22 protein-coding genes are annotated in these 25,155 nt (G+C 58.2%); 10 read left to right on the top strand and 12 right to left on the bottom strand.

The genetic code is table 11. The annotated features are described in order from the left end of the window. Positions 1-16: 16 nt before the first annotated feature. Positions 17-946, bottom strand: a complete 930-nt coding sequence (locus F8N36_RS04060; protein ID WP_291331521.1) for a DMT family transporter — start codon at positions 944-946, stop codon at positions 17-19. Positions 947-1,113: 167 nt separating this feature from the next. On the opposite strand from F8N36_RS04060, the gene F8N36_RS04055 reads away from it, so the two are divergent. The 9 genes from F8N36_RS04055 (at position 1,114) to F8N36_RS04015 (ending at position 12,439) form a co-directional block, all read left to right on the top strand. Then, positions 1,114-3,912 carry a response regulator gene (locus tag F8N36_RS04055; RefSeq protein ID WP_291331520.1) on the top strand — a complete coding sequence of 933 codons (2,799 nt, stop codon included), beginning with the start codon at positions 1,114-1,116 and terminating at the stop codon, positions 3,910-3,912. Continuing rightward, positions 3,909-4,733, top strand: a complete 825-nt coding sequence (locus F8N36_RS04050; protein ID WP_291331519.1) for a glycosyltransferase — start codon at positions 3,909-3,911, stop codon at positions 4,731-4,733. The genes F8N36_RS04055 and F8N36_RS04050 overlap by 4 nt, the downstream gene beginning before the upstream one ends. A gap of 192 nt (positions 4,734-4,925) precedes the next feature. Further along, positions 4,926-5,426, top strand: a complete 501-nt coding sequence (locus tag F8N36_RS04045) for a chemotaxis protein CheW (protein ID WP_291331787.1) — start codon at positions 4,926-4,928, stop codon at positions 5,424-5,426. Between the two features lie 156 nt (positions 5,427-5,582). Then, a complete protein-coding gene (locus F8N36_RS04040) occupies positions 5,583-6,722 on the top strand; it encodes a DegT/DnrJ/EryC1/StrS family aminotransferase (RefSeq protein ID WP_291331518.1) in 1,140 nt (379 codons plus the stop codon). Positions 6,723-6,749: 27 nt separating this feature from the next. Then, positions 6,750-7,346 carry a GtrA family protein gene (locus F8N36_RS04035; protein WP_291331517.1) on the top strand — a complete coding sequence of 199 codons (597 nt, stop codon included), beginning with the start codon at positions 6,750-6,752 and terminating at the stop codon, positions 7,344-7,346. Beyond that, positions 7,343-8,317, top strand: a complete 975-nt coding sequence (locus tag F8N36_RS04030) for a glycosyltransferase family 2 protein (RefSeq protein ID WP_291331516.1) — start codon at positions 7,343-7,345, stop codon at positions 8,315-8,317. The genes F8N36_RS04035 and F8N36_RS04030 overlap by 4 nt, the downstream gene beginning before the upstream one ends. Before the next feature lie 173 nt (positions 8,318-8,490). Next, positions 8,491-10,131, top strand: coding sequence for a lactate permease LctP family transporter (locus tag F8N36_RS04025; RefSeq protein ID WP_291331515.1), 1,641 nt, complete (start codon positions 8,491-8,493; stop codon positions 10,129-10,131). 193 nt (positions 10,132-10,324) lie between these two features. Then, positions 10,325-12,139, top strand: a complete 1,815-nt coding sequence (locus F8N36_RS04020; RefSeq protein ID WP_291331514.1) for a KUP/HAK/KT family potassium transporter — start codon at positions 10,325-10,327, stop codon at positions 12,137-12,139. Between the two features lie 27 nt (positions 12,140-12,166). After that, entirely contained in the window at positions 12,167-12,439 is a 273-nt protein-coding gene (locus F8N36_RS04015; protein WP_291331513.1) for a hypothetical protein, read from the top strand. 243 nt (positions 12,440-12,682) lie between these two features. On the opposite strand, the gene lepA is transcribed toward F8N36_RS04015, so the two are convergent. The 11 genes from lepA to F8N36_RS03960 form a co-directional block, all read right to left on the bottom strand. Next, positions 12,683-14,488, bottom strand: coding sequence for a translation elongation factor 4 (gene lepA / locus F8N36_RS04010; protein WP_291331512.1), 1,806 nt, complete (start codon positions 14,486-14,488; stop codon positions 12,683-12,685). Between the two features lie 368 nt (positions 14,489-14,856). Continuing rightward, positions 14,857-15,258, bottom strand: a complete 402-nt coding sequence (locus F8N36_RS04005) for a F0F1 ATP synthase subunit epsilon (protein ID WP_291331511.1) — start codon at positions 15,256-15,258, stop codon at positions 14,857-14,859. Between the two features lie 94 nt (positions 15,259-15,352). Continuing rightward, positions 15,353-16,774 carry a F0F1 ATP synthase subunit beta gene (atpD, locus tag F8N36_RS04000; protein ID WP_291331510.1) on the bottom strand — a complete coding sequence of 474 codons (1,422 nt, stop codon included), beginning with the start codon at positions 16,772-16,774 and terminating at the stop codon, positions 15,353-15,355. Positions 16,775-16,784: 10 nt separating this feature from the next. After that, complete coding sequence (locus F8N36_RS03995; RefSeq protein WP_291331509.1) at positions 16,785-17,669, bottom strand: F0F1 ATP synthase subunit gamma; 885 nt, start codon at positions 17,667-17,669, stop codon at positions 16,785-16,787. A 26-nt stretch (positions 17,670-17,695) separates the two neighbouring features. Further along, on the bottom strand, positions 17,696-19,204 hold the full coding sequence (atpA, locus tag F8N36_RS03990) for a F0F1 ATP synthase subunit alpha (RefSeq protein ID WP_291331508.1): 1,509 nt from the start codon (positions 19,202-19,204) through the stop codon (positions 17,696-17,698). A gap of 3 nt (positions 19,205-19,207) precedes the next feature. Continuing rightward, complete coding sequence (gene atpH / locus F8N36_RS03985; RefSeq protein ID WP_291331507.1) at positions 19,208-19,759, bottom strand: ATP synthase F1 subunit delta; 552 nt, start codon at positions 19,757-19,759, stop codon at positions 19,208-19,210. Then, positions 19,756-20,337, bottom strand: a complete 582-nt coding sequence (locus tag F8N36_RS03980; protein WP_291331506.1) for an ATP synthase F0 subunit B — start codon at positions 20,335-20,337, stop codon at positions 19,756-19,758. Before F8N36_RS03980 ends, atpH begins: the two co-directional genes overlap by 4 nt. A 111-nt stretch (positions 20,338-20,448) precedes the next feature. Continuing rightward, positions 20,449-20,868: an ATP synthase F0 subunit B gene (locus F8N36_RS03975; RefSeq protein ID WP_291331505.1), complete on the bottom strand. Its 420-nt coding sequence runs from the start codon at positions 20,866-20,868 to the stop codon at positions 20,449-20,451. Positions 20,869-21,292: 424 nt separating this feature from the next. Continuing rightward, complete coding sequence (locus F8N36_RS03970) at positions 21,293-22,354, bottom strand: glycosyltransferase (protein ID WP_291331504.1); 1,062 nt, start codon at positions 22,352-22,354, stop codon at positions 21,293-21,295. Positions 22,355-22,438: 84 nt separating this feature from the next. After that, a complete protein-coding gene (aroL, locus tag F8N36_RS03965) occupies positions 22,439-22,966 on the bottom strand; it encodes a shikimate kinase AroL (protein WP_291331503.1) in 528 nt (175 codons plus the stop codon). A 9-nt stretch (positions 22,967-22,975) separates the two neighbouring features. Beyond that, entirely contained in the window at positions 22,976-24,049 is a 1,074-nt protein-coding gene (locus F8N36_RS03960) for an aminopeptidase P family protein (RefSeq protein WP_291331502.1), read from the bottom strand. A gap of 199 nt (positions 24,050-24,248) precedes the next feature. Here F8N36_RS03960 and F8N36_RS03955 point away from each other — a divergent pair, with 199 nt between their 5' ends. Then, positions 24,249-25,058 (top strand): dihydroorotate dehydrogenase electron transfer subunit, encoded by an 810-nt coding sequence (locus F8N36_RS03955; protein WP_291331501.1) that lies wholly within the window; start codon positions 24,249-24,251, stop codon positions 25,056-25,058. Positions 25,059-25,155 lie beyond the last annotated feature (97 nt).

Genomic DNA, 25,155 nt, shown 5'->3' with positions numbered 1-25,155 from the left:
GGATTCTGCCAGCAGCCTAGGCGGGTTGTTCTGCCGGTTTGTCGGCCTTGCCCTTCCACTGGCTCAGCAGCACGCCCAATACAATGAGCAGTGCGCCGCCGTACTGGGTCGGAAACAGCTTTTCGTCCAGCAGCGCAACGCCAAACAACAGGGCAAAAACGGGAATCAGGTTGGTGTAGGCCGCCGCGCGTCCGGCAGAGAGCCGCTTGACGCCAAAATTGTACAGGCCGTACCCGGCAAAGGTAACAATGCCGCCAAGATACAGCAGGCATGCCCACGGTGCCCAGGTGGGAAAGGTTCTGCCAAGGCTCACAAAGGTATTGGGTTCGGGGATTGTAAGGGCCAGCAGGCAAAAAAAGATCATGCCCACAAATGCCTGCACCGCCGTTATGCACAGGGCGCTGTACTGCGTGGAGAGATGCCGTGCCAGCACGGTGTACCCGGCTGCACAGCACATGGCGATGGCTTCAAAAATATTGCCCAGCATGGGGTTGGTGGCCTTGTCATCGGGCACGGCGGCAAGGGTCAGCCAGGTAACGCCGCAGACAGCCAGCAGAAAACCCATCCACATGCGCAGGCCTGCGTGTTCGCGCAGGGCGGCAAAGGCGGCGGCGGCCACCAGCAGGGGCAGCAGCGATGTGATCATGCCCGCCTGAGAGGCTGTGGTAAGCCGCAGGGCGTGCGTTTCAAAAAGAAAGAACAGGCAGGGTTCGCAAAGGGCCATGAGCACCAGTGTTCCCCAATGGCCTTGCTCTTTCAGCTCGCGCCAGAGGCGCGGGCACAGGGGCAAAAAAACCACGCAGGCCACAAGCATGCGCCCCGCCATCGTCTGCAGGGGAGTTAAGGTCGACAGGGCGATGCGCAGAACGACAAATGTTGAGCCCCAAAAGGCCATGGCAGTCAGCAGGGCCATGTGGGGCAGCAGTTTGGGGGAGTTGGGGGGCATGGTGGTTTTTCGGATTCTCCAGAATGGTCGCGGATGATTTTTGCCGCAGCCTATGGTAAGAAGTACAATACTTCAACAGACGGGCATAGTTGGAATTGCGCCGGGTGGCGCCTGCGGGTGTATGGTTTGGCGGAAGGTACGGCCTTCTGCCTGCGGGAGCAAGAAGCATGAGCATCAGAACCATTATCAAGACATCCAACCTTGCGCAGTTGCTTCTTCTCCTGCTGTTGGGGCTTTGCCTGGTGGCTTTTGGCCGTGGTCTGCACGAAGGCAGGCGCACGCTCGAAAACTACTACGAGCTCGATTCATTGCTTCTGGACGTGGAAAACAACACCCGTCAGTGCTACGAGGAAGCCCACGCCTTTATTTTTACCGGCAGCGCCGAACGCTACGCCAACTGGCAGATTCTGAGTCAGATGCGCGCCGGAGACGCCCAGGATGCCGCCACTCGCGGCGTATCTTTTGAAGAAGCCGCCCGCCGCATCAATCTTTCCAGCGGCCTGCAGGCACAGGTGCGGTCTCTGCTGGTTCAGCGCAAGCATCTCGATACCCTGCTGGACACTGCCGTGACCATGGCGATGGGCAACAGCGGCCCCCCGCACTGGGACAGGGACAGTCTTGATCTGCGCGGCGCGCAGGCCTGGGCCGACAGGGTGAATCTGGATGGCGAAGTGCAGCAGGTTCTGTTCAGCGCCCAGGCATTGCGTGAAGCGCAGTACCGGGGTTTTCTTGACCAGATAGGGATTCAGGAAAGGCCGCTCGAGCAGATGGTCTGGGCCATGGCCGTTGCCCTGCTGGCATTGGCCGCCAGCGCCGTGATCAATGTTTATATTTTCCAGAAACGCGTTGTTCAGCCCCTTGGCGAGGTTAGCCGTTATGCCGAAGGTGTGGCCGAAGGCGGCGACCCGGCTCCGGTAAAGATACAGCATCAGGATGAGCTTGCCAGCATGTTCGATGCCCTGCAGCGCATGAAGGGAACCCTGTTCACGCGCATACGCGAGCTCAAGGAGGCCGAACGCCGCGCCCGCAAAAGCAAGCAGCAGGCCGTGCTGGCCAGAGCTCAGGCTCTTACCTCGCTGGAACTGGCCCAAAAGGCCTCGCACGTACAGGAAGATTTTTTGCGGCGCATGAGCCACGAGATCCGCACGCCCCTCAACGCCATCATCGGCATGAGCTATCTGAGCCTTCAGGCTGGCCCCAGCGGGGTGCAGCGCGACTATATTTCCCAGATCAACAAGGCGGGCAGCGTGCTGCTCGACATGGTCAACCGCATCCTTGATTTTTCGAGCGCCAATGAGGGCCTGTTACGGCGCGAAAATCGCGCCTTTCAGCTGCCGCGTCTGTTTGAGCTCTTGCGGCAGAGTGTGGCCGCCAGCGCTCTGGAAAAGCAGCTGGAGCTCAAATTTATCATTGATCCCGCCGCTCCGGCTGTTGTCGAGGGCGATGAGCGCCATCTGGAAGAAGTGCTGCGCATACTTCTGGATAATGCGGTCAAGTACACCCGCAACGGCGTTGTGGAGTGCAGCGTGCAGTATGCGCACGATGACGGGCCGGACGATACCTGCCGTCTGCTTTTTGTGGTGGCCGACAGCGGCCCCGGCATGGACGCCGCCCTCAAGGAAAAACTTTTTGAGCCCTTTGCCCTTGGCGACGAATCTCTCACCCGTTCCAACAGCGGTCTTGGCCTTGGGCTGGCTCTGGCGCGGCAGCTGGTTGACCTGCTGGGGGGCGAGCTCTGCGTGGCAAGCTCGCTCGGCAAGGGCAGCCGTTTTTTCTTTGAAATTTCAGTTGTCCGGGTACAGCCTGTTTGCTCGCTGGAAACCTCGCCCGCTCAGGAAGCGCAGGAAGCGGTTGAAAGTATATTCATGCCTGCCGATATGCAGCAGCACACCGTGCTTGTGGTGGAAGACAACGATATAAACGCCCAAATTGCCAGCGAGCTTCTTTCTCAGGCAGGGCTAGCCGTGCGCATGGCCTCCAACGGTATGGCCGCAGTGGATGAAGTGCGCGCGGGCGGTGTGGATCTGGTGATCATGGATGTGCAGATGCCCGTGATGGACGGGCTCGAGGCCACCAGGCGCATCCGTGATCTGGGGTATTCCCCGGAAAGTCTGCCCATTCTGGCCATGACCGCGCATGCTGACGCCGCTTCGCGTATGGACGGCAAGAACGTGGGCATGAACGACTATCTCACCAAGCCAGTTGACCCCGCGGCTCTTTACGCCGCTCTGGAAAGGTGGCTGCCCGGCGGGCTTGAGCACAATCCTCTTGTGCAGAATGCCGAGCCCGAACAGGCCCTGGAGAGTGAAAACGGTACCCGCGAGTTCGACATGATGCGCGCTTCCGAGGCTGCCGTTGCCGAGCCGGAATGCCCGGCTGTGAACGTGGAGGCCGGTCTTGCCACCGTGGGCGGCAACCATGATCTGTACCGTGAACTTCTGTTGCGGTTTGTGGACCACTACGGAGACAGTGCCAGAGAGCTGCGCGGGCTGCTGGCCTGTGGCGACCTGCGCGGTGCGGCGCGGTTGGCGCATACAGTAAAGGGTGTAGCCGCCAACCTGGGTGTGGAGCGCGTGTGCCGCCTCACGCGGCGCATGGAAAGTACCCTGCCCATGACCCTGCCCAGCGAAAGCCTGATGGACGAATTTGAAGAAAGCATGAACGAGGTGCTGCTGCGCGTGCGCTGCCTTGAAGGCATGGGCAGCATGGCCACCGCTGGCACCATGCACCTGGATGAGGAGCATCGTGAGGCCCTGCTTGCCCTGCTGGCAGAGCTGCCGGAGCTTATGGAAACAGACTGGGGCAATGCGGAAAGTTCGCTGGAGCGTTTCATACCCTTTGTGGATGGAACCCCATACGCCGAAGACCTTTCTGCCATTCTTGCCTCGGTGAAGGACTTTGACAACGGTGCGCTTCAGGGTCAGTCTGCCGCCCTGCAACACCGCCTGCGGGGCGAGAATGCATGAAAGTAGTATTCTGCCTTGACGACAAGATTCAGTATCTGACCCTGCTCAAGGTGGCGGTGCGCTCCCTGCGCGCCGTGCAGGGGGAGCACGCGCCTTGTCTGTGCGTGTATGCGGGGCGCGATACAGCTCTGCTGGCCGAGCTGAAGGCGGAAAATATCCCTGTGGCGCGCTATACGCCGCAGCTTGATCCCAGCGGATTCACACCTCTGGGGCAGGCCTGCGCCGGGTGTTTTCTCAAACTTGAGCTTGCGCTGGTGCCAGAGCTTGCCCACGATGACCGTGTGCTTTACTGCGACACGGACGTACTTTTTTATCGGCCACTGGATGAGCTTTTTGCACAGCAGCTGCCGTATGTGGGCATGGCCAGAGAGTATACGGCACCGTTTTTTCACCAGCACCAGCAGCTTTCTTACAAATTTCGCGGCGCGCGCTACACGGTGCCCCTGCCATTTCCCATCTGGACATATTCCAGCGGCGTAGCTCTGTTCAACCTTGAAAAGTTGCGCAAGCGCGACTTTATTGGTCATTTTATGGCTTTTTGCCGCGAAAACGAGTCGCGCATCGGCAACCTTGACCAATCATTGATAAACTATTTTTTCGGCAAACGCATAACGCGGCTGGACGACTGCTGGAACTGTCCTCCCTACCGCGCGGAGTGCAGGGATGAGGCGCGCATCGTGCACTTTCACGGCCCAAAACCGTGGGAGCACAACAAAACAAACCTGAAAGACCTGCTTATTAACCATTACAGCTATATGCAGAATCTCTGGCTTGACTATCTGCGCTCTGACGAGCGCACACTTGTGGAATCGTGGTTCTAGGTGGGGCAGCCCGAATTTGCACTTGGGCATGAAGTATTTTGCATAGTAACCGATAAGTGAGAGAACCGGACCTGACGCGCAGCTTCTGCGGCAGGCCCGGACACCCAAAACAGGTGAAAAGCTGCCGCAACAGCGGCGGTGTACGGGCTGAAACGCCCTTTATACCATGGAGGCCATCCCATGACGGACACAATGGACGCGGTGCAGACATCAACGCTTGAGACGCATCAGGGCTCTGGCCAGGAACATGAGGGCGACCTGCTCCAGCTGGTAACCTTTCGCATTGGCGAAGAAGAGTTCGGGGTCGATATCCTTTCGGTTCAGGAAATCATCCGGCTCATGCAGATCACCATGGTTCCGCATGCCGCCGCCTTCATTGAGGGCGTTATCAACCTGCGCGGCAAGGTTATTCCGGTCATCAACATGCGCACGCGTTTTCATCTGCACCCGGTGGAGCACGACGGCAACACGCGCATTGTGGTAATGGAATTTAACCAGAAAATCGTGGGTTTTCTTGTAGACGGCGTCTCTGAAGTGCTGCGCATTCCCGCCTCTACGGTAGAGCCCGCACCGCCTGTTGTGTGCGGCATTGGCTCCGAGTACATTCGGGGCGTGGGCAAGCTTGAAGACCGCCTGCTCATTCTGCTTGACCTCGACACGTTATTGAGCGACATGAACGCCGATGCGGGTTAGCATGGCGGCCAGGCGCGCACCCCTGAATCTGTACGGACGGCGGGTTTTTTAAAGCCCCGGTGCCTGCGGTTTTTTTGAGTGACGACGCGCAGCCTGAAGCCAACGCCAGCCGGGCGGTCTGTAAACCCCGGTCATGCCGCCGCAGCAGGAGGCCTTATGTCCATGCGTCTTTCACGTTCCGTTGTGGGTGAAGCTGAAGCCCGCGCCGTTAGCCGCGTTATTACTGAAGACGGCTATCTTGGCATGGGCAACGAAGTGCGCCTTTTTGAAGAAGAAGTGGCGCAGTATCTTGGCGTCAAACCCAGTCAGGTTATTACAGTCAATACCGGCACCGCGGCCCTGCATCTGGCCGTGGACGCCGTTGCCGCACAGTGTCGCGTAGACGGCACACCCGAAGTTCTTGTTCCTTCTCTTACCTTTGTGGCGTCTTTTCAGGCCATTACAGCTGCTGGCTGTACGCCGGTAGCCTGCGATGTGCTGGCCGATACCGGCACCATTGATCTTGCCGATGCCGAGCGCCGTCTGACCCCCCGCACCATCGCCATCATGCCCGTGCACTATGCCAGCAACCCCTGGCAGCTCGACGCCATCTACAGCTTTGCTCGCGAAAAAGGCCTGCGCGTGGTTGAAGACGCCGCCCATGCCTTTGGCTGCAAAAGCCACGGCCGCAAGATCGGCAGCATGGGCGACATGGTCTGTTTCAGCTTTGACGGCATCAAAAATATTACCTGCGGCGAGGGCGGTTGCCTGATCGCCTTTGATGAAGAAGCCGGGCAGCTGGCTTCTGACGCCCGCCTGCTTTCTGTGGCCAACGACGCGCAAAAGCGTTTTACGGGTGCGCGTTCGTGGGATCCGGACGTAAAACGGCAGGGCTGGCGTTACCACATGAGTAATATCATGGCCGCCATTGGCCGGGTGCAGCTTTCGCGTCTTGAATCTGAATTCATACCGGCCCGCCGCCAGCTGACAGCCATTTATGAGCAACGGCTGGCCGGGGTTGATGGGCTGGTCGTGCTGCGCACAGATCCGCAGGATTTTGTGGTGCGCCACATCATGCCGGTGCGCGTGCTGGGCGGTCGCAAGGACGCGGTGAAGGAATTTCTGGCCGCTCGCGACATTCCCACGGGCGTGCATTACAAGCCCAACCATCTGCTGAGCTGCTTTGGCAGCGGTGCGCTGTCGCTGCCCGTGACCGAGCAGCTCTACAGCGAGCTTGTGACCTTGCCCCTGCACCCCGCCCTGAGCACTGAAGACGTGGAGAGCGTGTGCGACGCGTTGGTTGCCGCACTGAAGTAGGCACCGCCCCTGCGGGCGGAGGCAGCCGTGGCTAGCGGCTGGCAGGGTATACCCGGCTGCGCCGGAATTGCGGCACTGGTGCGCGGCATTCTCGCCAAGCGCTGGGTGCGTTTTGGCATTGTGGGCGGCGCTGCCTCGGTAAGCTATTTTTTACTGGGGCTGCTGTTTGTCAGCGTTTTGGGGCTGCCCACGCTGGTGGGCAATGCCCTGGCCTATGCGCTCAGTTTTATCGTGTCCTATCTCGGGCAATGCCTGTGGACCTTCCGCGCTGCGGAAGCGGGCGCAGGCATTGCCACCCACCGCGCCATGCTGCCGCGTTTTGCGGCAACCCAGGCAGTTGGCCTGTGCTGTAACTCTGCCATTGTGTGGCTGCTCATGCAGGCGGGTGTACCCTATGCCTGGGCCATGCCAATAGCCGTGCTGCTTGTACCTGTCATCGTCTATGCCCTGTGCAAGGTATGGGTTTTCAAAAAGCAGGCTTCCTTTGTGCAGTCCGGGGCAGAAAAGACTGGGCCATATCGGTCCGGACAAGATCAGCTCGGGCAAGATCAGTCTGAGTCTGGGCAGCCCCCTGTAGCATCATCCGCAGCCCAACATCCCGCACCCAACGAGGAAAAAGCATGAATGCCCCCGCTGTCTCGGTAATAATGAACTGTCTGAACAGCTCGCGCGACCTGCGCGAGGCCATGGACAGTCTCATGGCCCAGACCTTTACGGATTTTGAGGTTATTTTCTGGGATAACTGCTCGACCGACGAAAGCCCGGCCATAGCCCGGAGCTACGGCGAAAAGGTGCGCTATTTCAGGGGCGAGAGCATCGTGCCGCTGGGCGAGGGCCGCAATCTGGCTCTGGCGCAGGCGCGGGGCCGGTATCTGGCCTTTCTCGACTGCGACGACCTGTGGAAACCCGCAAAGCTTGAACGGCAGGTGGTCCTGTTTGAAGCCAACCCCCGCGTTGGCCTGGTATCTACCGATACGGAAATTTTTGATGGCAGGCGGGTGCTCAAACGCCTGTTTGCCGAAACCTCGCCAGAGCGTGGCATGGCATTTGCCGCGCTGATGCAGCGGCAGTGGATTTCCATGTCTTCGGCCATGGTTAGCCGCGAGGCGTTGACCAGTCTTTCGGCGGAAAAGATTGCTTCCGGCCAGGGCATCAACGGGGGCTGGTTTGACCAGAGCCTCAACGTGTGCGAGGAGGCCGACGTTTTTTATCGCATCGCCCACGATTGGGAACTGGACCATGTGGATGAGCCCCTGACCCTCTGGCGAGTGCACGGAGCCAACACGACCTTTAGAAAATTTGGCCAGTTTGCGGACGAGACGCTGCGGATTCTTGAAAAGCACCGGGCATTGTACCCTGGCTATGATCAGGAATATGCGGGGCTTGTGGAGCTGATGACCCGCAGGGCTGGTTTTCAGAAGGCCGTGGCCCTGTGGCGCGAGGGGCACAACAGCGCCGCCCGCGAGGCCATACGCCCGTGGCGAAACAGCGGCCTCAAGTACAGACTTTTCTGGTGGGCAAGTTATCTGCCGGGAGTTTTTTTTGACCTTGCAGCCCGCCTGTATTTCGCTCTACCCGCCAATTTGCGACGATAACGCTAAGTTTTGTGTCGTCAATATAGGAAAAACGTGTTGTTTTTTTGGCTAAAAGATTATATTCGCTCTCAATGGTCTTAGAGGGGGATAGGGTAGTATTTCAGGGTCGCACGGAAGGGACTCCGCACTGCCATACGCCCCCTAGTAACACATAACAGTTGAGGGTCTGTTATATGGCTTGGACACAAGTGTATGATCCGGTTGGCGGAGCTGTGGTTTCCGCCCTGCTGGCAGGTATCCCCCTGATCAGCCTTTTTTACATGCTGGCCGTGCGCCGTGCTAAGGGGCACTACGCTGCGGCTCTTGCCGTTGGTCTTTCTTTCGTTCTGGCTGTTGCCGTGTGGGGCATGCCCTTCGGCACTGCTCTGGGCGCGCTGAGCTACGGTGCCGCTTTCGGCCTCTTCCCCATCATCTGGATCGTCATCACGGCGGTCTGGGTGTACAACATGACCGTTGAATCGGGCGAATTTGAGTACATCAAAGAATCGCTTGCCCGTCTTACGGACGACCGCCGTCTTCAGGCCATCTTTATCGCCTTTGCCTTTGGTTCCTTCATTGAAGGTACCGCTGGCTTTGGTACGCCTGTGGCAATCACCGCCGCCATGCTGGTGGGCCTGGGCTTCCGCCCGCTGTACGCCGCCGGTATCTGTCTGATTGCCAACACCGCTCCTGTGGCCTTTGGCGCCATTGGTATCCCGATCATCGTCGGCGCCCAGGTTTCCGGTATTCCGGAAATGCACGTGAGCCAGATTGTGGGCCGTCAGCTGCCCTTCCTGTCCATCCTTGTTCCGCTGTGGCTCTGCGTGGTCATGTGCGGCTTCAAGCGCGCCATGGAAGTGCTGCCCGCCATCATCGTGGCTGGCGTGAGCTTTGCCGGTTCGCAGTTCCTGTTCTCCAACTACCACGGCGCTACGCTGCCCGATATCATGTCGGCCCTGATCACCATTATCGCTATGGTGCTCTTGCTGCGCGTGTGGAAGCCCAAGAGCGTTTGGCGCTTTGAAGGTGAAAAGGAAACCGCTCTGAGTGGCGCTGCCCCCGCTATGGGCGTAGTGCTGCGTGCGTGGCTGCCCTACATCGTGCTGGCCGTGATGGTGTTCCTGTGGGGCCTGCCCCAGTTCAAGAACATGCTGAACGCCGTGCCCGGTTCGGTGCTCAAGTTCTCCTGGCCCGCTCTTGACGGCATGGTGCACAAGGCTGCCCCCATTCTGGCCGCTGGCAAAGATCCCAACTACCCCGCAGTGTTTACGTTCAACTGGCTCTCCGCCGGTGGTACGGCCATTCTGCTGGCTGGCTTCTTCTCTGTGCCTTTCATGCCTGGTTACTCGTTCGGCAAGGCCGTCAGCTGCCTGTTCCGCACCATTCACCAGCTGCGTTTCCCCATCCTGACCATTGCCATGATCCTGGGTCTGGCCTACCTCATGAACTTCTCCGGCATGAGCTCCACCCTGGGTATCGCCTTCACCCTGACCGGTCCCCTGTTCCCGCTCTTCTCGCCCCTTCTGGGCTGGTTGGGCGTGTTCCTTACCGGTTCGGACACCTCTTCGAACGCCCTGTTCTGCGGCATGCAGCGCTCGACGGCCGAAGTGGTGGGCATGGATCCGGCCTTGGCCGTTTCCGCCAACTCTTCCGGTGGTGTTACCGGCAAGATGATTTCGCCCCAGTCCATCAGTGTGGCAACCGCTGCCACCAACCTGGTTGGTCATGAAGGCGACCTGTTCCGCTTTACGCTTGGGCACAGCTTGGCCATGACGGCCTTTATCTGCGTGCTCACCTACCTGCAGTCCAACGTGCTGCACTGGATGCTGCCGTAAAAGTGGTTTTCCTTCCGTAATGTGACGCCGCCCCGAAAGGGGCGGCGTGTTTTTGTGTAGGGGATGAATGCCCACTGCGCTTTGAGGGGGCTGCGACAGCAAGCGCTGCCAACCCCCGATGGCTGGGCCTTTTGGCCCATCTTGCCAGCCGCGCCCGCGTGCTTTATGGTGCGCTGCAATGCTTGGAGGACTCATGGATTCGCAGCAGGTTACTTTTTCTACGATCATCAAATCGCTGGGCCTTGTTTTCGGCGATATTGGCACAAGCCCTATCTACACGCTGGCTGTTATTTTTCTGCTCACAGAGCGCACAGAAGCCCATTTTATCGGCATTTTATCGCTGATTATCTGGACATTGCTGCTGCTTGTGACGGTGGGATATGCCTGGCTTGCCATGAGCCTGAGTAAGGGCGGCGAGGGTGGCACCATTGTGCTGCTTTCAATCCTGCGTCCTCTGCTCAAATCTACCAAGAAAATTGGCCTGGCCTCTGTGCTGGCCTTTGTGGGCGTTTCGCTGCTCATAGGCGACGGCGTCATCACGCCTGCCATTTCCATTCTCTCTGCTGTTGAAGGCCTGACTCTCGTGCCCGGGCTGGAGCAAACACCCAAGACTGTGATTGTGGGACTGGCCCTTGCCATTACGCTGGTGCTTTTTGCCGTACAGCGGCGAGGCAGCGGTGCGGTTTCTGTGGTTTTTGGCCCCATAATGGCCATATGGTTTTGCGTGCTGGCATTTTCCGGCTGCGTCTCCATCGCGCAGACGCCGCAGGTTCTCAAGGCCCTGAACCCCTGGTACGCCATCGATTTCATGATCCACAACGGTCTGGTAAGCTTTTTTGTGCTCTCAGAGGTCATTTTGTGCGCAACAGGTGGTGAAGCCCTGTACGCGGACATGGGGCACATGGGGCGCAAACCCATTATCGCGGCCTGGGGTATTGTTTTCATGGCACTGGTTGCCAGCTACATGGGCCAGACATCGTTTCTCATCCGCAATCCCGGTGCGGAAAACGTGCTGTTCGAAATGATCAACAGCCAGGCGCACTATCTTTACGTGCCCTTTCTTGTGCTCAGCCTGCTGGCCACGGTCATCGCCTCGCAAGCGCTCATCAGCGGCCTGTTTTCCATTATGTATCAAAGCATGGCCACCCACATCATGCCCCTGTTCAAGGTGGATTATACCTCCAAGGAACTGCACTCGCAGATATACATAAATTCTGTGAACTGGGGCCTGTTTATCGCTGTGGTGCTGGTGATCTGCGGCTTTGGCGAATCACACAAGCTGGCCGCCGCCTATGGTCTGGCGGTTACGGGAACCATGACCATAACCGGCGTGTTCATGGTATGGATTTTCCACCTGCAGGGGCGGCACCTGAATGCCGTGATTGCGGCGTTCATATGTGCGCTGGACTTCATCTACCTGCTCGCCAACTTTTATAAATTCCCCCACGGCGGGTATTGGTCCATTCTTATTTCGCTCATTCCGCTTTCCGTCATACTTATCTATACCCAGGGGCAAAAGGCGGCCTACCAGCGCATGCGGCCCATGGGCAAGGAGCAGTTTTTGAGAAAATTTGCAGAGGAGAAAGCCCATGGCCACACCATTCGCGGCACGGCAATCTTCTTTTTGCGTAGCCTCGACAAGGTTTCGCCCTACATTGTCAAAACCATGTTCAGCAATGGCATCATTTATGAGCAGAACATCATGCTGTGCATGTCGCGCACTTATGAACCCACGGGCGTGGTGTGGCGCTTCGCGGAAGATCCTGCCGATGGTATCCGCGTGTTTGAGGTCTCTGCCGGTTACATGGAAGTGGTCGATATCGACCAGATAATGGTAGAGGCGGGCATCAAGCCACGCGTTATTTTCTATGGTGTGGAAGACATCCTCACCAGTTCGCCCCTGTGGCGTATTTACGCCGTCATAAAAAAACTGGCGCCGTCGTTTGTGCAGTTTTACAAAATGCCGGTGCACGCAGTGCACGGGGTTATCAGCCGCATAGACATGTAGCAGGACGCCGCAAAAAGGAGGCAGGCTATGCGACAACGACACGCGATTTATGGCAGTGTGCTGCTTTGCCTGTGCCTTGCGTGTGCGCTGGGCGGTTGCGCCGCGCAGGAGCGGGCACCGCTTTCGTTTGATGACCAGCAGGCTTTGGCCGCCGACCGGCAGTGCCGCTCTGATGCAACGCAGATGAACAACGAATGGCGGGGCAACACCAGCTATTTCCCCTGGCGCGCTTACTACGACATGTGCATGAGGCGTTTTGAGATAAGCGACGAGCAGATGCGCAGACTGCACCTGCCTTAGCGTTACGCCTTTTTGTCAGGTGGTATGCGCCTGGTGCATGGGGTGTGGCTGCGCCTGTGCATCGCTGATGGTCTTTGGGACGGTTTATTTTGATTTTCCGGGCAAGGACCCGTCTGGGTTGTTAGATTGCTTCTACGGGCAACCTGGGACCAAATTGGGCGGGCTGAAAAAATCTTTCATGAAATGAAGAAGGGGTGACCATGACGGCCACCCCTTTTGCTATTTTGCTGTAAGAAAACGCTATTATTCGTCGCCCACCTTGAGGGCGGCCAAAAACGCTTCCTGCGGCAGTTCCACGTTACCCATGCGCTTCATGCGCTTTTTGCCTTCCTTCTGCTTTTCAAGCAGCTTTCGCTTGCGGGTGATGTCGCCGCCGTAACACTTGGCGGTCACGTCCTTGCGGAAGGCCGAAACGGTTTCACGGGCAATAATTTTTTGCCCGATGGCCGCCTGAATGGCTACCTGGAAAAGCTGGCGGGGAATGCTGCGCTTGAGTTTGAGTGCCAGCCCGCGCCCATAGGTGTAGGCACGGTCGCGGTGTACGATGACGGCCAGAGCGTCAACGGTTTCGCCGTTGAGCATGATGTCGAGGCGCACGAGGTCTGATTCGCGGTAATCCAGCGGATGGTAGTCCATGGAAGCATAGCCGCGCGTGGCAGACTTGAGGCGGTCGAAAAAGTCGTACACAATTTCTGCAAAGGGCAGTTCATAGGTCACAACCACGCGGTTGGTAGCCAGATAGTGCAGGTTTTTCTGCATGCCGCGCTTTTCTTCGCACAGCTTCATGACATTGCCCACATAATCGTTGGGTACGTGGATATCCATGTTCACGTAGGGCTCGTACAGCGCGCGAATCTTGGTGGGGTCGGGCAGGTGGCTCGGGTTGTCGATCTGCAGCGTTTTGCCGTCGTTGGTGTCCACCTTGTAGACCACAGAAGGAGCTGTGGCGATGAGGCTGACCTCAAATTCACGTTCAAGCCGCTCCTGGATGATTTCCATGTGCAACAGGCCCAAAAAGCCGCAACGGAAGCCGAAACCCAATGCCTGCGAGGTTTCGGGTTCAAACGAAAAAGCTGCGTCGTTGAGCTGAAGCTTTTCAAGGGCGGTCTTGAGGTTTTCGTACTCGTCGGACTCTGTGGGGTACAGGCCGCAGAAAACCATGGGCTTCACTTCCGTGAATCCGGGAACGGCTTCAGAGGCGGGGTTGTCGGCCAGGGTGATGGTGTCGCCCACGCGGGCGTCGCCCAGCTCCTTGATGGAGCCGCACATAAAACCCACCTCGCCAGCGTGCAGAGTGTTCACATCTGTGGCTTCGGGCGAGAACACACCGAGGCGCAGCACTTCGTATTCCTTGCCCGTGCTCATCAGGCGCACCATGTCGTTGCGCTTGATGGTACCGTCCATGATGCGGAAAAGAATCACCACGCCCTGATAGCTGTCGTACCAAGAGTCGAAAATGAGCGCTTTGAGCGGCGCGTTTACGTCGCCCTTTGGCGCGGGCAGGCGGTGCACGATGGCTTCAAGCACTGCGTCCACGCCCATGCCGGTTTTGGCAGAAACAGGCATGGCCTCAGAGCAGTCCAGCCCAATGCTTTCTTCAATTTCGGCCTTTACGCGGTCGACTTCGGCGCTGGGCAGGTCAATCTTGTTGAGCACCGGCACTATTTCGTGATCGTGGTCCAGAGCAAGGTAGACGTTGGCAAGAGTCTGGGCCTCAACGCCCTGGGTGGCGTCAACCACAAGCAGCGCGCCTTCACAGGCGGCCAGCGAGCGCGAAACTTCGTAGTTGAAGTCGACGTGTCCGGGGGTGTCGATGAGGTTCAGCTCGTATTCCTGCCCGTTCTGGGCCTTGTAGGGAATACGCACGGTCTGGGCCTTGATGGTGATGCCACGTTCCCGTTCCAGCTCCATTTTGTCCAGATACTGCTGGCGCGCCTCCCGCTTGCTGACAACCTGCGTCAGCTCAAGAATGCGGTCGGCCAGGGTGGATTTGCCGTGGTCGATGTGGGCGATAATGCAAAAATTGCGGATATTTTCCTGCTTGGGCATGGTCATGTCCTGGGAAACTGGATAGGTTGGCGGCGAATTTTCCGCGTTGAACCTCTATCAATACCCAAGATTCGTACGGAAGTCCATTTGCTGTTGCGAGAGATATCTGGTCAGGAAGATCTATGGACAGAGTACCTGTGGGAGTCTGAAATCAATAAAATTTTTTAAGCACAGGTGGTCTTGCGTTGGTGGGATATAGACGCTACGGCCAAATATCTGTGGCAGTAGTTGCCAATACTGATGCTGGTCAAAAAACGTGCAATAAGACGCCATATTCAAGCTGCGAACGCGGGCTAACAAAAGCAAAGCCGCAACAGCGCGGAAATGTTCCACGCGGCTGCGGCTCCACAAATCTGAAAATTGGTAGCTCAGCGAAGCTGGGCCAGCTGCAAGCGCACTATGGCGCGTTGCAGAGCAGCTTCAGCGCGGGTCATGTCCACCTTTTCGTCATGGCCGGCAATGCGCTTCTCAGCGCGTTCCTTGGCGGCCATGGCGCGCGCGGTGTCGATGCTGTCCGCCAGCTCTGCCGATTCGGCAAGCACGGTGAGCACATCGTTGTTCACATCGGCGAAACCGCCAGAAATGAAAACATGCTCATCCTTGCCACCGGTGCGGTAGCGCAGGCCACCGATCTTCAGGGCGGAAAGCAGGGAAACGTGCTTGGGCAGCACGCCGAATTCGCCCTCGATTCCAGGGCAGACGGCCATTTCCACTTCGCCGCTGACCACGGTTTTGTCCGGCGTAACCACTTCAAGTTGCAGCGTGCCCATAGGTACTCCTTCGCTCCTGATATACGCAGATGGCCGGGTTCGGGTCGCGCCGGCATGGCGCGACCCAGAACCTCAAAGCGTTGCGATTAACGCCTTACTTCTCTTCCTGCAGCTTGCGCTGTTCGTACTTGGCAACGGCCTGTTCAATGCCGCCCAGCATGTAGAAGTCACCTTCCGCCATGTGGTCGAATTCGCCGTCCAGAATGCCCTTGAAGCCCTTGATGGTATCTTCAAGCTTCACATACTGGCCAGGGGTGCCGGTGAAGGTTTCGGCCACGTGGAAGGGCTGCGAGAGGAAGCGCTGAATGCGGCGCGCACGCGCAACAGTCAGTTTGTCTTCGTCAGACAGTTCGTCCATGCCGAGGATGGCGATGATGTCCTGAAGTTCTTTGTACTTCTGAAGAACCATCTGCACACGACGGGCCACCATGTAGTGATCTTCGCCCACAACGTTGGGGTCGAGGATGCGCGAGGTGGAGTCGAGCGGGTCCACGGCGGGGTAAATGCCCAGTTCCGCGATCTGACGGGAAAGCACGAGTGTGCCGTCCAAGTGCGAGAACGTGGTGGCCGGGGCCGGGTCAGTCAAGTCGTCAGCAGGGACGTAAACGGCCTGCACCGACGTGATCGAACCGTTGTTGGTCGAGGTAATGCGTTCCTGCAAGGCACCAAGGTCAGTACCCAGGGTGGGCTGATAACCCACGGCCGAGGGCATGCGGCCAAGCAGAGCGGACACTTCGGAACCAGCCTGTGTAAAACGGAAGATGTTGTCGATGAAGAGCAGCACGTCCTGGTGTTCTTCGTCACGGAAGTATTCCGCGCAAGCAAGGGCCGTAAGGGCCACGCGAGCACGGGCTCCCGGAGGTTCGTTCATCTGACCGTAAACAAGCGTGGCGCGTTCCAGAACGCCGGCATCCTTGAGTTCGTGGTACAAGTCGTTGCCTTCACGGGTACGTTCACCGACGCCCGCGAAAACCGACGAACCGCCGTGCTGCTTGGCGATGTTGTTGATCATCTCCATCAGAATAACGGTCTTGCCCACGCCGGCGCCGCCGAAGAGGCCCATCTTGCCACCCTTGGGGAAGGGAACAAGAAGGTCAACGACCTTGATGCCGGTTTCAAGCAATTCCACCTTGGTGTTCAGGTCGGTAAAGGCCGGAGCAGGGCGGTGGATGGGATAGTGTTTTTCAGCGTTAACCGGGCCCAGTTCGTCAACGGGGCGACCGATGACGTTCAGGATACGGCCAACGGCGGCCTTGCCTACGGGAACCATGATGGGGTTCCCGGTGTCGATCGCGTCCATGCCGCGGACAAGGCCTTCAGTGGCGTCCATGGCGATGGTACGAACAACGTTGTCGCCCAGGTGCTGCGCAACCTCACAGATGAGGCTGGGAGCATCGCTATTGTTCGGGTTGGTTATCTCCAGGGCGGTGAAGATACTCGGCAGGTTGCCGTCGCTGAACTCTACGTCCACCACGGCGCCGATAACCTGAACGACTTTACCGATGTTTTTGCTCATGTTTGGCTCCTTAACCCTTCAGCGCTTCAGCGCCGCCGACGATGTCGATGAGGTCGCTGGTGATGGAAGCCTGCCGCGTCTTGTTATAGAGCCGCGTCAGCATGTTGATCATCTCGTTGCAGTTACGGGTGGCGTTGTCCATGGCGGCTGTACGAGCTGCATGCTCGCTGGCCGAGGTGTCCAACATGCCACGGTAAACCTGCACTTTGACGTAGCGGGGCAAGAGCTCCGCCAACAGCTTTTCTTCCTGCGGCTCGTACACGTATTCGCAACTGGGTGTGCCGGCCTCTGTGGCAACTTCTTCGGCTGACGGCGTTTGCAACGGCAGCAGACGAAGGGTGCGAGGGGGCTGGCTGGCCATGGATACGAACTCGCCGTAAATCAACCACACTTCGTCGAATGCGAAGGTTTCGTAGCCGTGGATGACTTCCTGTGCCACAGAGCTGGCCAAGGGGAAGTCAATGCTACCCATGCGGTCGCCATAGGCAGTGAAGATCTTGTGCCCGGCAGAACGAACGGCGTCGCGGCCCTTACGTCCCACACAGGCAAAACTGATCTCCATTCCAGCCCCGGCTTTTTCCTTCGCCAGCCGCAGAGCGGTGGCGATGATGTTGCCGTTAAAGCTGCCGCACAGGCCACGGTCTGATGTAACCAGCACAATGGCGCAGTGTTTCTTTTCCTCATGCTCTGTGAGCAGGGGGTGGGCGTTTCCTTCCACCTTGCTCGACAGTTCGGCGAGCACGTCGCGGTATTTGGCCGCGTACGGCCTGAAGCGCTCGATGCGGGCCTGGGCGCCGCGCAGTTTCGCCGAGGCCACCATGTTCATGGCCTTGGTGATCTGCTTGGTCTTACCGACCCCCACGATCTTCATTTTTACGTCTTTGAGTGAAGGCATGCTTATCTCCCGTATGGAGGGGGCCCCTAGGCCTTCCAGCCCTGCTTGAAGGCGGTAATGGCCTCGGTGAGCGCTTTTTCCACAGCCTCGTCAATGACTTTCTTTTCTTTGATGCCGGTCAGCACATCCTTACGCGTATCACGCATAAAGGTGAGCATTTCTTCTTCGAACTTGCGGATCTGTTCCACCGGTACGTCATCCATGTAACCACGGGTAGCGGCGTAGATCGAAGCCACCTGCTCATGCGAGGGCATGGGCTTGTACTGGGGCTGCTTGAGCAGTTCCACCAGACGAGCACCACGGTCAAGCTTGGCCTTGGTGGTTTTGTCCAGATCGGAACCGAACTGGGCGAAAGCCGCAAGTTCGCGATACTGGGCAAGGTCGAGACGCATGGTACCGGCGACCTGCTTCATGGCCTTGATCTGCGCTGCGCCACCCACGCGGGAAACCGAAAGGCCCACGTTAATGGCCGGACGCACACCGGCGTTGAAGAGGTTGGGTTCCAGGTACACCTGACCGTCGGTGATCGAGATCACGTTGGTGGGGATGTACGCGGAAACGTCGCCAGCCTGGGTTTCAATGATGGGCAGAGCCGTCAAAGAACCAGCGCCCAAGCTGTCGTTCACCTTCGCGGCGCGTTCAAGCAAACGCGAGTGGAGGTAGAACACGTCGCCGGGGAAAGCTTCACGTCCCGGGGGGCGACGGAGCAGCAGCGACATCTGGCGATAGGCCACAGCCTGCTTGGACAGGTCATCGTAAATGATGAGGGCGTGCTTGCCGTTGTTGCGGTAGAACTCGGCCATTGCGCAGCCGGTGTACGCCGCAATGTACTGCAAGGGCGCAGGATCGGATGCCGTGGCTGAAATGATGGTAGTGTATTCCATCGCGCCATGACGGCGCAAGGTGTCGGCCACCAGAGCCACGGACGACTTCTTCTGGCCGATGGCCACGTAGAAGCAGTGGATGTCCGTTTCTTTCTGCGCCAAAATGGCGTCAACACAAACAGCGGTCTTACCGGTCTGGCGGTCGCCAATGATAAGTTCGCGCTGTCCGCGGCCGATGGGCGTCATGGCGTCAATAGCCTTGAGGCCGGTAGGCATGGGCTCATGCACACTCTTACGTGCGATGATACCGGGGGCCTTGATTTCCACGGGGCGCACTTCAGTGGCCTCAATGGGTCCAAGACCGTCGATGGGCTCACCCAGAGGGTTGAGCACGCGGCCCATAACACCGTCGCCCACAGGCACGGAGAAGATCTTGCCGGTACGCTTGACCGGGTCGCCTTCCTTGATGCCCACGTCCGAACCGAGCAAAGCTACGCCGACGTTGTCTTCTTCGAGGTTGAGCACCATACCCATGATGCCGCCGGGGAATTCCAGCAGTTCCATGGACATGGCATTCTGCACCCCATAGACACGGGCGATACCGTCACCGACGTAAAGCACGGTGCCGGTTTCGCTCATTTCTACGCGCTGCTCGTAGTTTTGGATTTGATCCTCAATGATCTTGCTTATCTCTTCCGCTTTGATCTGCATGTGCTATTCACCCCTCTTGAATGTCTCCCGAAGGATTCCCAACTGCGCGCGCAGACTTGCGTCCAGCACCCGGTCACCCATTTTGAGCACCATACCCCCTAGTATGTCTTTGTCCACGGCAAAGGTCAGCTCAATATCAGTGCCCGCTTTCTTTTGCAGGGTGTCCTTGAGCTTAGACTGTTTGTCTGCGGAAAGTTGTACTGCGGTTATGCATTGGCCACGGACAATGCCCTTGGCCTCGTCCAGCAGTTTGCCGTACCACGCTGCGATTTCACCCAGAAAGGCAAGCCTTTCCTTGTCTGCCAGCAGAAAGCAGAAGTTGCGCATGGTAGTGTCGGCCTTAAGCTTGCCAAGCAGTTTGTCGAGTACCGCTTTTTTTTCTTCCACGCCGATAACAGGGCTTTTAAGGGTAACGTCAAGCCCAGGCGCGGTGGCAAGCAGCTTGCCAAGAGCGGCAAGGCATTCGCCGTGCGAGCTCAGGGCTGCTTCCCCTTCCTTTTTGCCAAGCGCAAAGATTGCGTTGGCATACCTGCGTGCAACCACGGTGTCGATCAATGGAGCACCACCTTGTTAAGGGAGTTGGCGATAAGCTTGTCGTGCTCGGCTGCGTTGAGCTTGGAACCCAAGGCCTTCTCGGCAGCGTTCACGATTTCATCGGCAATGGAGGCGCGCACTTCGGCGAAGATGGCGCGGCCTTCATTTTCCGCCGTAAGGCGCGCTTGCTCCACAATTTGAGCGGCCTGGCGGTGAGCCTCTTCCACAATGCCCTGCTTAAGGGCTTCGGCCTGCTGGCGGCTTTCGGCCAAGATGGCCTCGCGTTCAGCATTAAGGTTGGCAATGCGGGTCTCTACCGAGGCCAGCTGCTCCTTGGCCGTCTTGCGACGTCCGTCAAGATCGTCCAGGGCATTCTTGATGCCTTCGCGGCGGTTCTTAAAGAAACGCTTGGCCAAGCCGCCGACGAAGTACCAGAGGATGCCGGCAAAAATCACGAAGTTGAGCACGCGCCAGCCGAAGTCGCCCCAACGCGGCGCTGCATGTCCCTCAGAAGCCATGGCTCCCGCAGGAATGACCACCAGCGCGGCAAAGGCAATAACGAGCGGCAGGATAAAACCCGCGTGTTTCCATCTGCTCAAAGCCCACCCCCTCTGTTCGATAATATGCCGATTCGAAAACAGTTCCCAATGATGCCCGCAACGCGCGGCGTTGCGGAACGGCCCGCAAAAGGCCTGAGTCAGCGCCGCTTGCTAGCCCTTGATAAGGCGGTCGGCCAGGCGGGAAGAAAATTCGCCCACCTGCTTACGCAGTGCTTCAAGGGTTTCCGCAGCCTGTGCCTGTAGCGAGGCGCGGGTTTCAGCCAGAATGTTGCGGGCGCTCTGCTGTGCTTCGCCCACCAGCTTCTGCTGTTCTGCCGCGCCAGCAGCGCGGCCTTCCTCACGGTTGCTACCTGCGTCCTGACGGGCGCGGGCCAGTTCGGCCTCATAGTTGGTGAGCCGTTCGGCAGCCTGATACTCGAAAGAGCCAGCTTCCTCGGCCATATCATCCATGACGCCGTTGCGCTTTTTAATGATTTCGCGGATGGGGCGAATCAGGAGGATGTTGAGCACATAAATAGCGATAAAGAAATTCGCCAGCTGAAAGAGCAGGGTGACATTTAAGTCCAGCATGCCGCATCCTCCATATGAATTGCGGATTGAAGGAGTTGAAAATACATAAAGCCCTTGCAACATAGCCCCTTGCCCCTGTTATGTCAAAGGGTATTGGTGACAAATTTCGCAAACTCCGCAATTTTTTTTTCACAAGGGCTGTTCGAGCGATCAGGATTGGCGGAAAATGGCAACTATAAGGGCAGAGTGCGTGTGCTGTAACAGGAATGCGTTGCAAGTGCGTCAAAATTGGCTGTTTGCACAACCAAATAAAGAGGCAAAAAAGCCGCTGTGGTGCATAAAGCATGCATTTATGCAGTACGCTACAATGTCATTGCAGTATCGCAGTGCAAAGAGCTGCATGCAATGGAAGTTTGCCTTGGGAAGAAAGACACAAATAAATGCTATAGGCGATTTAACAGGTCAGATTTATGCAAAGTGACTGCTAAACAATAAGAAACTGGCCCGGCTGGTGTCCAGTCTGGGTCAGCCACTGACTTGCCTCTTCGGCTGCACCGTGGGCTGTAAGCGCATTAAGAATGCAACACTGCCCAGGGGGAGGCAAGGCAGAGCGGCCCATAACAGCTACCCCTCCGACCCGGTTGCCGATTTTGTGCGGGTCAATATCAATGTACGCGGCGGGTACAGGGCCATGCTGCCACAACGGCGCGAGCCTTTGACGGGCAACGCGACCCCCGCCAACGATCCAGACAAGGGGATGAAAAGGGTTGTTTTGTTCAAGCCAGCGGGCAAGCCAAAAGGCCCGCAACCTGTCGCAGGCCTCACGTGCGTATCTGCGGTCTGCACGTGTGGCGCGGGTTGGCGCATCATTCCACACCAGCATCTGCTCTGGCTGCTTGTCCATTACAGCGCCATGGTGCAGCCATCGCAACCAGATTTCCCAGTCTTCGGCAAAGTCGCCATCGCGGTACGCGCCCCACTGGTTCACGCATCCCCTGCGGAACATGACCGAAGGATGACACACGGGTGTGTCGCGAAAGCGCGCGCGACTGATCTGCTCGTGGGTGAGCAGGCTGTTCTGCCAGTCCACAAAGTGTGCAAATCCGTGCGCAAGTTCGCGATCACCACCAAAAGTCACGCAGGTTGCAGAAAGATCAATGTGCTCATTGTCCAGTAGGTGAGCTGTCTGGCAGGCCAGCCGCTGGGGGTGTGCTGTGTCGTCAGCGTCCATGCGGGCCACAAGTGCGCCCCTTGCAGCGGCAAGCCCACTGTTCAGCGCAGGCACGATGCCCCTGTGCGGTGCGTAGACTGGGCGGAGCCTGTTGCCCAGCAGGTGGGTGGAGCGCCAGTGTTCCAGCAGGGTGCGTGTGTCGTCGGTGGAGCCGTCGTCCACAACCACAACCTCAAAATCTGGCACAGGGCCGAGCGAAGAGGGGCACTGGTCAAGCAGGCTTTGCAGGGCAGCGCCAAGAGTGCGCGCCGCATTCCACGCGGGCAGCACCACTGAAACCAGCGGCTGGGGATCAGATGTCGGGGAAAAATTCACGTATGCAACCAGTCAGGAGCAAGCCGGGCCATGAGAAAGAGCACGATGACGCTGCCACCAAGGCAAAACCAGGCTGGAAGTTGCCTATGCGCCATGGGCCTTCCAGAGGTCTGAAATATGGCGGCAAATGGATGAAAGGGGGCGCGAGGCATCCACAATATGATGAGCGGTGGCCTCGTAAAGCGGGCGACGTTCGTTGAGCACGTCATTTACTTCCTCAATGAGGTCCTTGCCAGTCAGCGAGGGACGCTGGCTGTTGAGAGGGTTGCGCCCCAGGCGTTCCGCAAGTACTTCCACCGGTGCGTCGAGAAATACAACCATACCGCGCTGGCGCATGAGCGTGCGGTTTGCCTCTGCCAGCACCATGCCGCCGCCGGTGGAAACAACGCAGCCCCGGGTGTGGGCGTCCGACACTTCGCGCAATGCTGCGCTCTCGCGCTGGCGGAAGCCCGGCCAGCCTTCGGTTTCCACTATCTGGTCAACGCTACGGCCAGCACTTTCCAGCAGGTGCTGGTCAGTATCGGCAAAGGGCAGGCCCAGCTTTTTGGCAAGGGCCTTGCCGACAGTGGTCTTGCCCGAAGCCCGCGCGCCAACGAGGTAAATAATGCCCATCGTGTCCCCCTAAAGAATTCTGACGCCGTCCTCTTCCACCAGTACCGTGTATTCCCAGCGTATGCCGCCCCACTGGGGATAGTACAGGCCAGGTTCAACGGTCACTACCATGCCAGGCTCAAGTATGCCATCGGCGCGGGGCGAAAGGCTGGGGGCTTCGTGGGTTTCAAGACCAACACCGTGCCCGAGGCCGTGGGTAAATGCATTGGCTACGCCAGATTTTTCAAAGACAGCGTGCGCCAGTGCATAGGCATCGCGCAGGGCCATGCCCGGTCGCATGCCCTCAATGGCTGCGGTCTGAGCCTGGCGGGTCAGGTCAAGCGCGCGGCGAAATTCATCGGTAGGGGCGTTGCCAACCCAGAAGGTTCGGGTCTGGTCAGAGCAGTAGTTGTCCACCCTGCAGCCCACGTCCACAAGCACGGGGCAGTTGGCGGTAATAGTGTCTTCACCGGGAATGGCGTGGGGCAAGGCTGCATTTCTGCCAACGGCCACTATGTTGGCAAAGGCCAGTTCCGAAGCGCCGTTCTCGCGAAAGAAGCGCTCGATGCACCAGCTTATGTCGGCCTCTGTGCGGCCCGGTTTCAGCTGGCTTTCAACCCACCTCATAAGCTTGTGGTTGAGCGCAAAGGACTTTTCCAGCGCGGCGATTTCGCAGGGCTCCTTGATGCGGCGCTGGCGTTCCACCATGCCGTCGGCCGCTTCACAGTGCAGGCCTGGACCAGCGGCCGCGAGGCTGCGGGCAAAGGCCATGCTTATGCCCTGATATTCCAGGCCGATGCGGCTGCCACAAAGGCGCAGCAGGCCATACAGGTCCTGGGCAGCTCCCCCGCCGTAGATGAAGATACGTTCCCTGTCCCAGATGCGGGCTGCGGCATCGAGGTAGCGGGCATCTGTGGCCAGCCAGTCGCGGCCATCAGCGGTGATTACAAGCCTGCCTGCACTCTCGTTAAACTGGGGGTCGTGCAGCTCGAATCCAGAGAGGTAAAACCTGTTGGCGGCCTGGTTGATCATCAGGGCATCAAGCCCGCGCTGGCGCATGGCGCGACGCAGCGTTTCACGGCGTGAAGCGAATATTTCTGTCATAAAAAACTCCTGCTGGCAGCATACCCGGCACAAGGCCCGCTGAAAAGTTGAAATTTAGGGGTGTTGAAGAGGATGGAACAGGTGCGGGAACGCACCTCACATAATGGACAATTGATACAAAAATTGTATATATTAGCTGGCAGGCGATGGAGCTACCGGTCAGTTGACCTAGAACGCAACTAGGACTATATTTATAGACATGTCACAATCTACTTCTTGCGAACTCGACGTCCTTGATCTGGTTCCTTTTGGGCAGACGGGCAACGAAAGTCGCTTTTTTGCACTGCGCCTCTCCCGCCCCGACTGGACTCGGTGGCGGCCTGGTCAGTTTGTTATGATACGCCCCCGAAACTTCGGGTTGGATATACCCTGGGCCCGTCCGCTTGGCATCTGCCACATGACGTCCAGGCACATGATCTGCTTTTTTCAGGTGCGCGGCAAAGGTACACGCCGTATGTCCGAGCTGCGCCCGGGCGACAAGGTTCGCGTGTGGGGTCCGCTGGGCAACGGCTTTGCCATAGAGCCCGACACTCCAACCCTGCTGCTGGCTGGCGGCATGGGTATAGTACCCTTTGTGGGCTATGTGAGCGAGCACCCCAAGCCCTGGAACATTTCCATGCTTTTTGGCCACCGCGAGCACATCAGCTGCTACCCGGTGGACAGCATCAACGAGCATGTGCCGCTCGACAGCCTGCGCGAGGCCGAATCGGGCGATCTGGATGACTTTATCTTTACCATTCAGGAACGCATGAGCGAATACGCCGAGCAAAAGGGCCTGGTGCTTGCCTGCGGGCCCACGCCTTTCATGCGTACCGTGCAAAAGTTTGCCGCCGAGCTTGGCGTGCGCTGCCAGCTTTCGCTCGAAAACCGCATGGCCTGCGGTGTGGGCGCTTGCCTGGGCTGCGTGACCAAAACTACCGAAGCATGGCCCGTTGAAGAAAAACGCGAGGGTCTTGTGCAGGTGTGCAACCACGGCCCTGTGTTCTGGTCGGATCAGGTGGAGCTTTAGCCTTACCTGTTCTTTTTTCGATTTCAGAAGCGACGATTAACGCCAGTACGCTACTTGCGCCATGGTAACACGCGCCGCACCGCAAATGGTGGGCGCG

This window comes from Desulfovibrio sp. (assembly GCF_009712225.1).
Classification (GTDB): domain Bacteria; phylum Desulfobacterota; class Desulfovibrionia; order Desulfovibrionales; family Desulfovibrionaceae; genus Desulfovibrio.
The sequence above is the reverse complement of the archived record's forward strand: the minus strand, read 5'-3'. Positions and strand labels throughout refer to the sequence as shown.

Excerpts from the sequence above, each read along its gene's own strand:
- F8N36_RS04060 (WP_291331521.1), bottom strand. The coding sequence starts at position 946 with ATGCCCCCCAACTCCCCCAAACTGCTGCCCCACATGGCCCTGCTGACT.
- F8N36_RS04055 (WP_291331520.1), top strand. The coding sequence starts at position 1,114 with ATGAGCATCAGAACCATTATCAAGACATCCAACCTTGCGCAGTTGCTT.
- F8N36_RS04050 (WP_291331519.1), top strand. The coding sequence starts at position 3,909 with ATGAAAGTAGTATTCTGCCTTGACGACAAGATTCAGTATCTGACCCTG.
- F8N36_RS04045 (WP_291331787.1), top strand. The coding sequence starts at position 4,926 with ATGGACGCGGTGCAGACATCAACGCTTGAGACGCATCAGGGCTCTGGC.
- F8N36_RS04040 (WP_291331518.1), top strand. The coding sequence starts at position 5,583 with ATGTCCATGCGTCTTTCACGTTCCGTTGTGGGTGAAGCTGAAGCCCGC.
- F8N36_RS04030 (WP_291331516.1), top strand. The coding sequence starts at position 7,343 with ATGAATGCCCCCGCTGTCTCGGTAATAATGAACTGTCTGAACAGCTCG.
- F8N36_RS04025 (WP_291331515.1), top strand. The coding sequence starts at position 8,491 with ATGGCTTGGACACAAGTGTATGATCCGGTTGGCGGAGCTGTGGTTTCC.
- F8N36_RS04020 (WP_291331514.1), top strand. The coding sequence starts at position 10,325 with ATGGATTCGCAGCAGGTTACTTTTTCTACGATCATCAAATCGCTGGGC.
- F8N36_RS04015 (WP_291331513.1), top strand. The coding sequence starts at position 12,167 with ATGCGACAACGACACGCGATTTATGGCAGTGTGCTGCTTTGCCTGTGC.
- lepA (WP_291331512.1), bottom strand. The coding sequence starts at position 14,488 with ATGCCCAAGCAGGAAAATATCCGCAATTTTTGCATTATCGCCCACATC.
- F8N36_RS04005 (WP_291331511.1), bottom strand. The coding sequence starts at position 15,258 with ATGGGCACGCTGCAACTTGAAGTGGTTACGCCGGACAAAACCGTGGTC.
- atpD (WP_291331510.1), bottom strand. The coding sequence starts at position 16,774 with ATGAGCAAAAACATCGGTAAAGTCGTTCAGGTTATCGGCGCCGTGGTG.
- F8N36_RS03995 (WP_291331509.1), bottom strand. The coding sequence starts at position 17,669 with ATGCCTTCACTCAAAGACGTAAAAATGAAGATCGTGGGGGTCGGTAAG.
- atpA (WP_291331508.1), bottom strand. The coding sequence starts at position 19,204 with ATGCAGATCAAAGCGGAAGAGATAAGCAAGATCATTGAGGATCAAATC.
- F8N36_RS03975 (WP_291331505.1), bottom strand. The coding sequence starts at position 20,868 with ATGCTGGACTTAAATGTCACCCTGCTCTTTCAGCTGGCGAATTTCTTT.
- aroL (WP_291331503.1), bottom strand. The coding sequence starts at position 22,966 with ATGGGCATTATTTACCTCGTTGGCGCGCGGGCTTCGGGCAAGACCACT.
- F8N36_RS03960 (WP_291331502.1), bottom strand. The coding sequence starts at position 24,049 with ATGACAGAAATATTCGCTTCACGCCGTGAAACGCTGCGTCGCGCCATG.
- F8N36_RS03955 (WP_291331501.1), top strand. The coding sequence starts at position 24,249 with ATGTCACAATCTACTTCTTGCGAACTCGACGTCCTTGATCTGGTTCCT.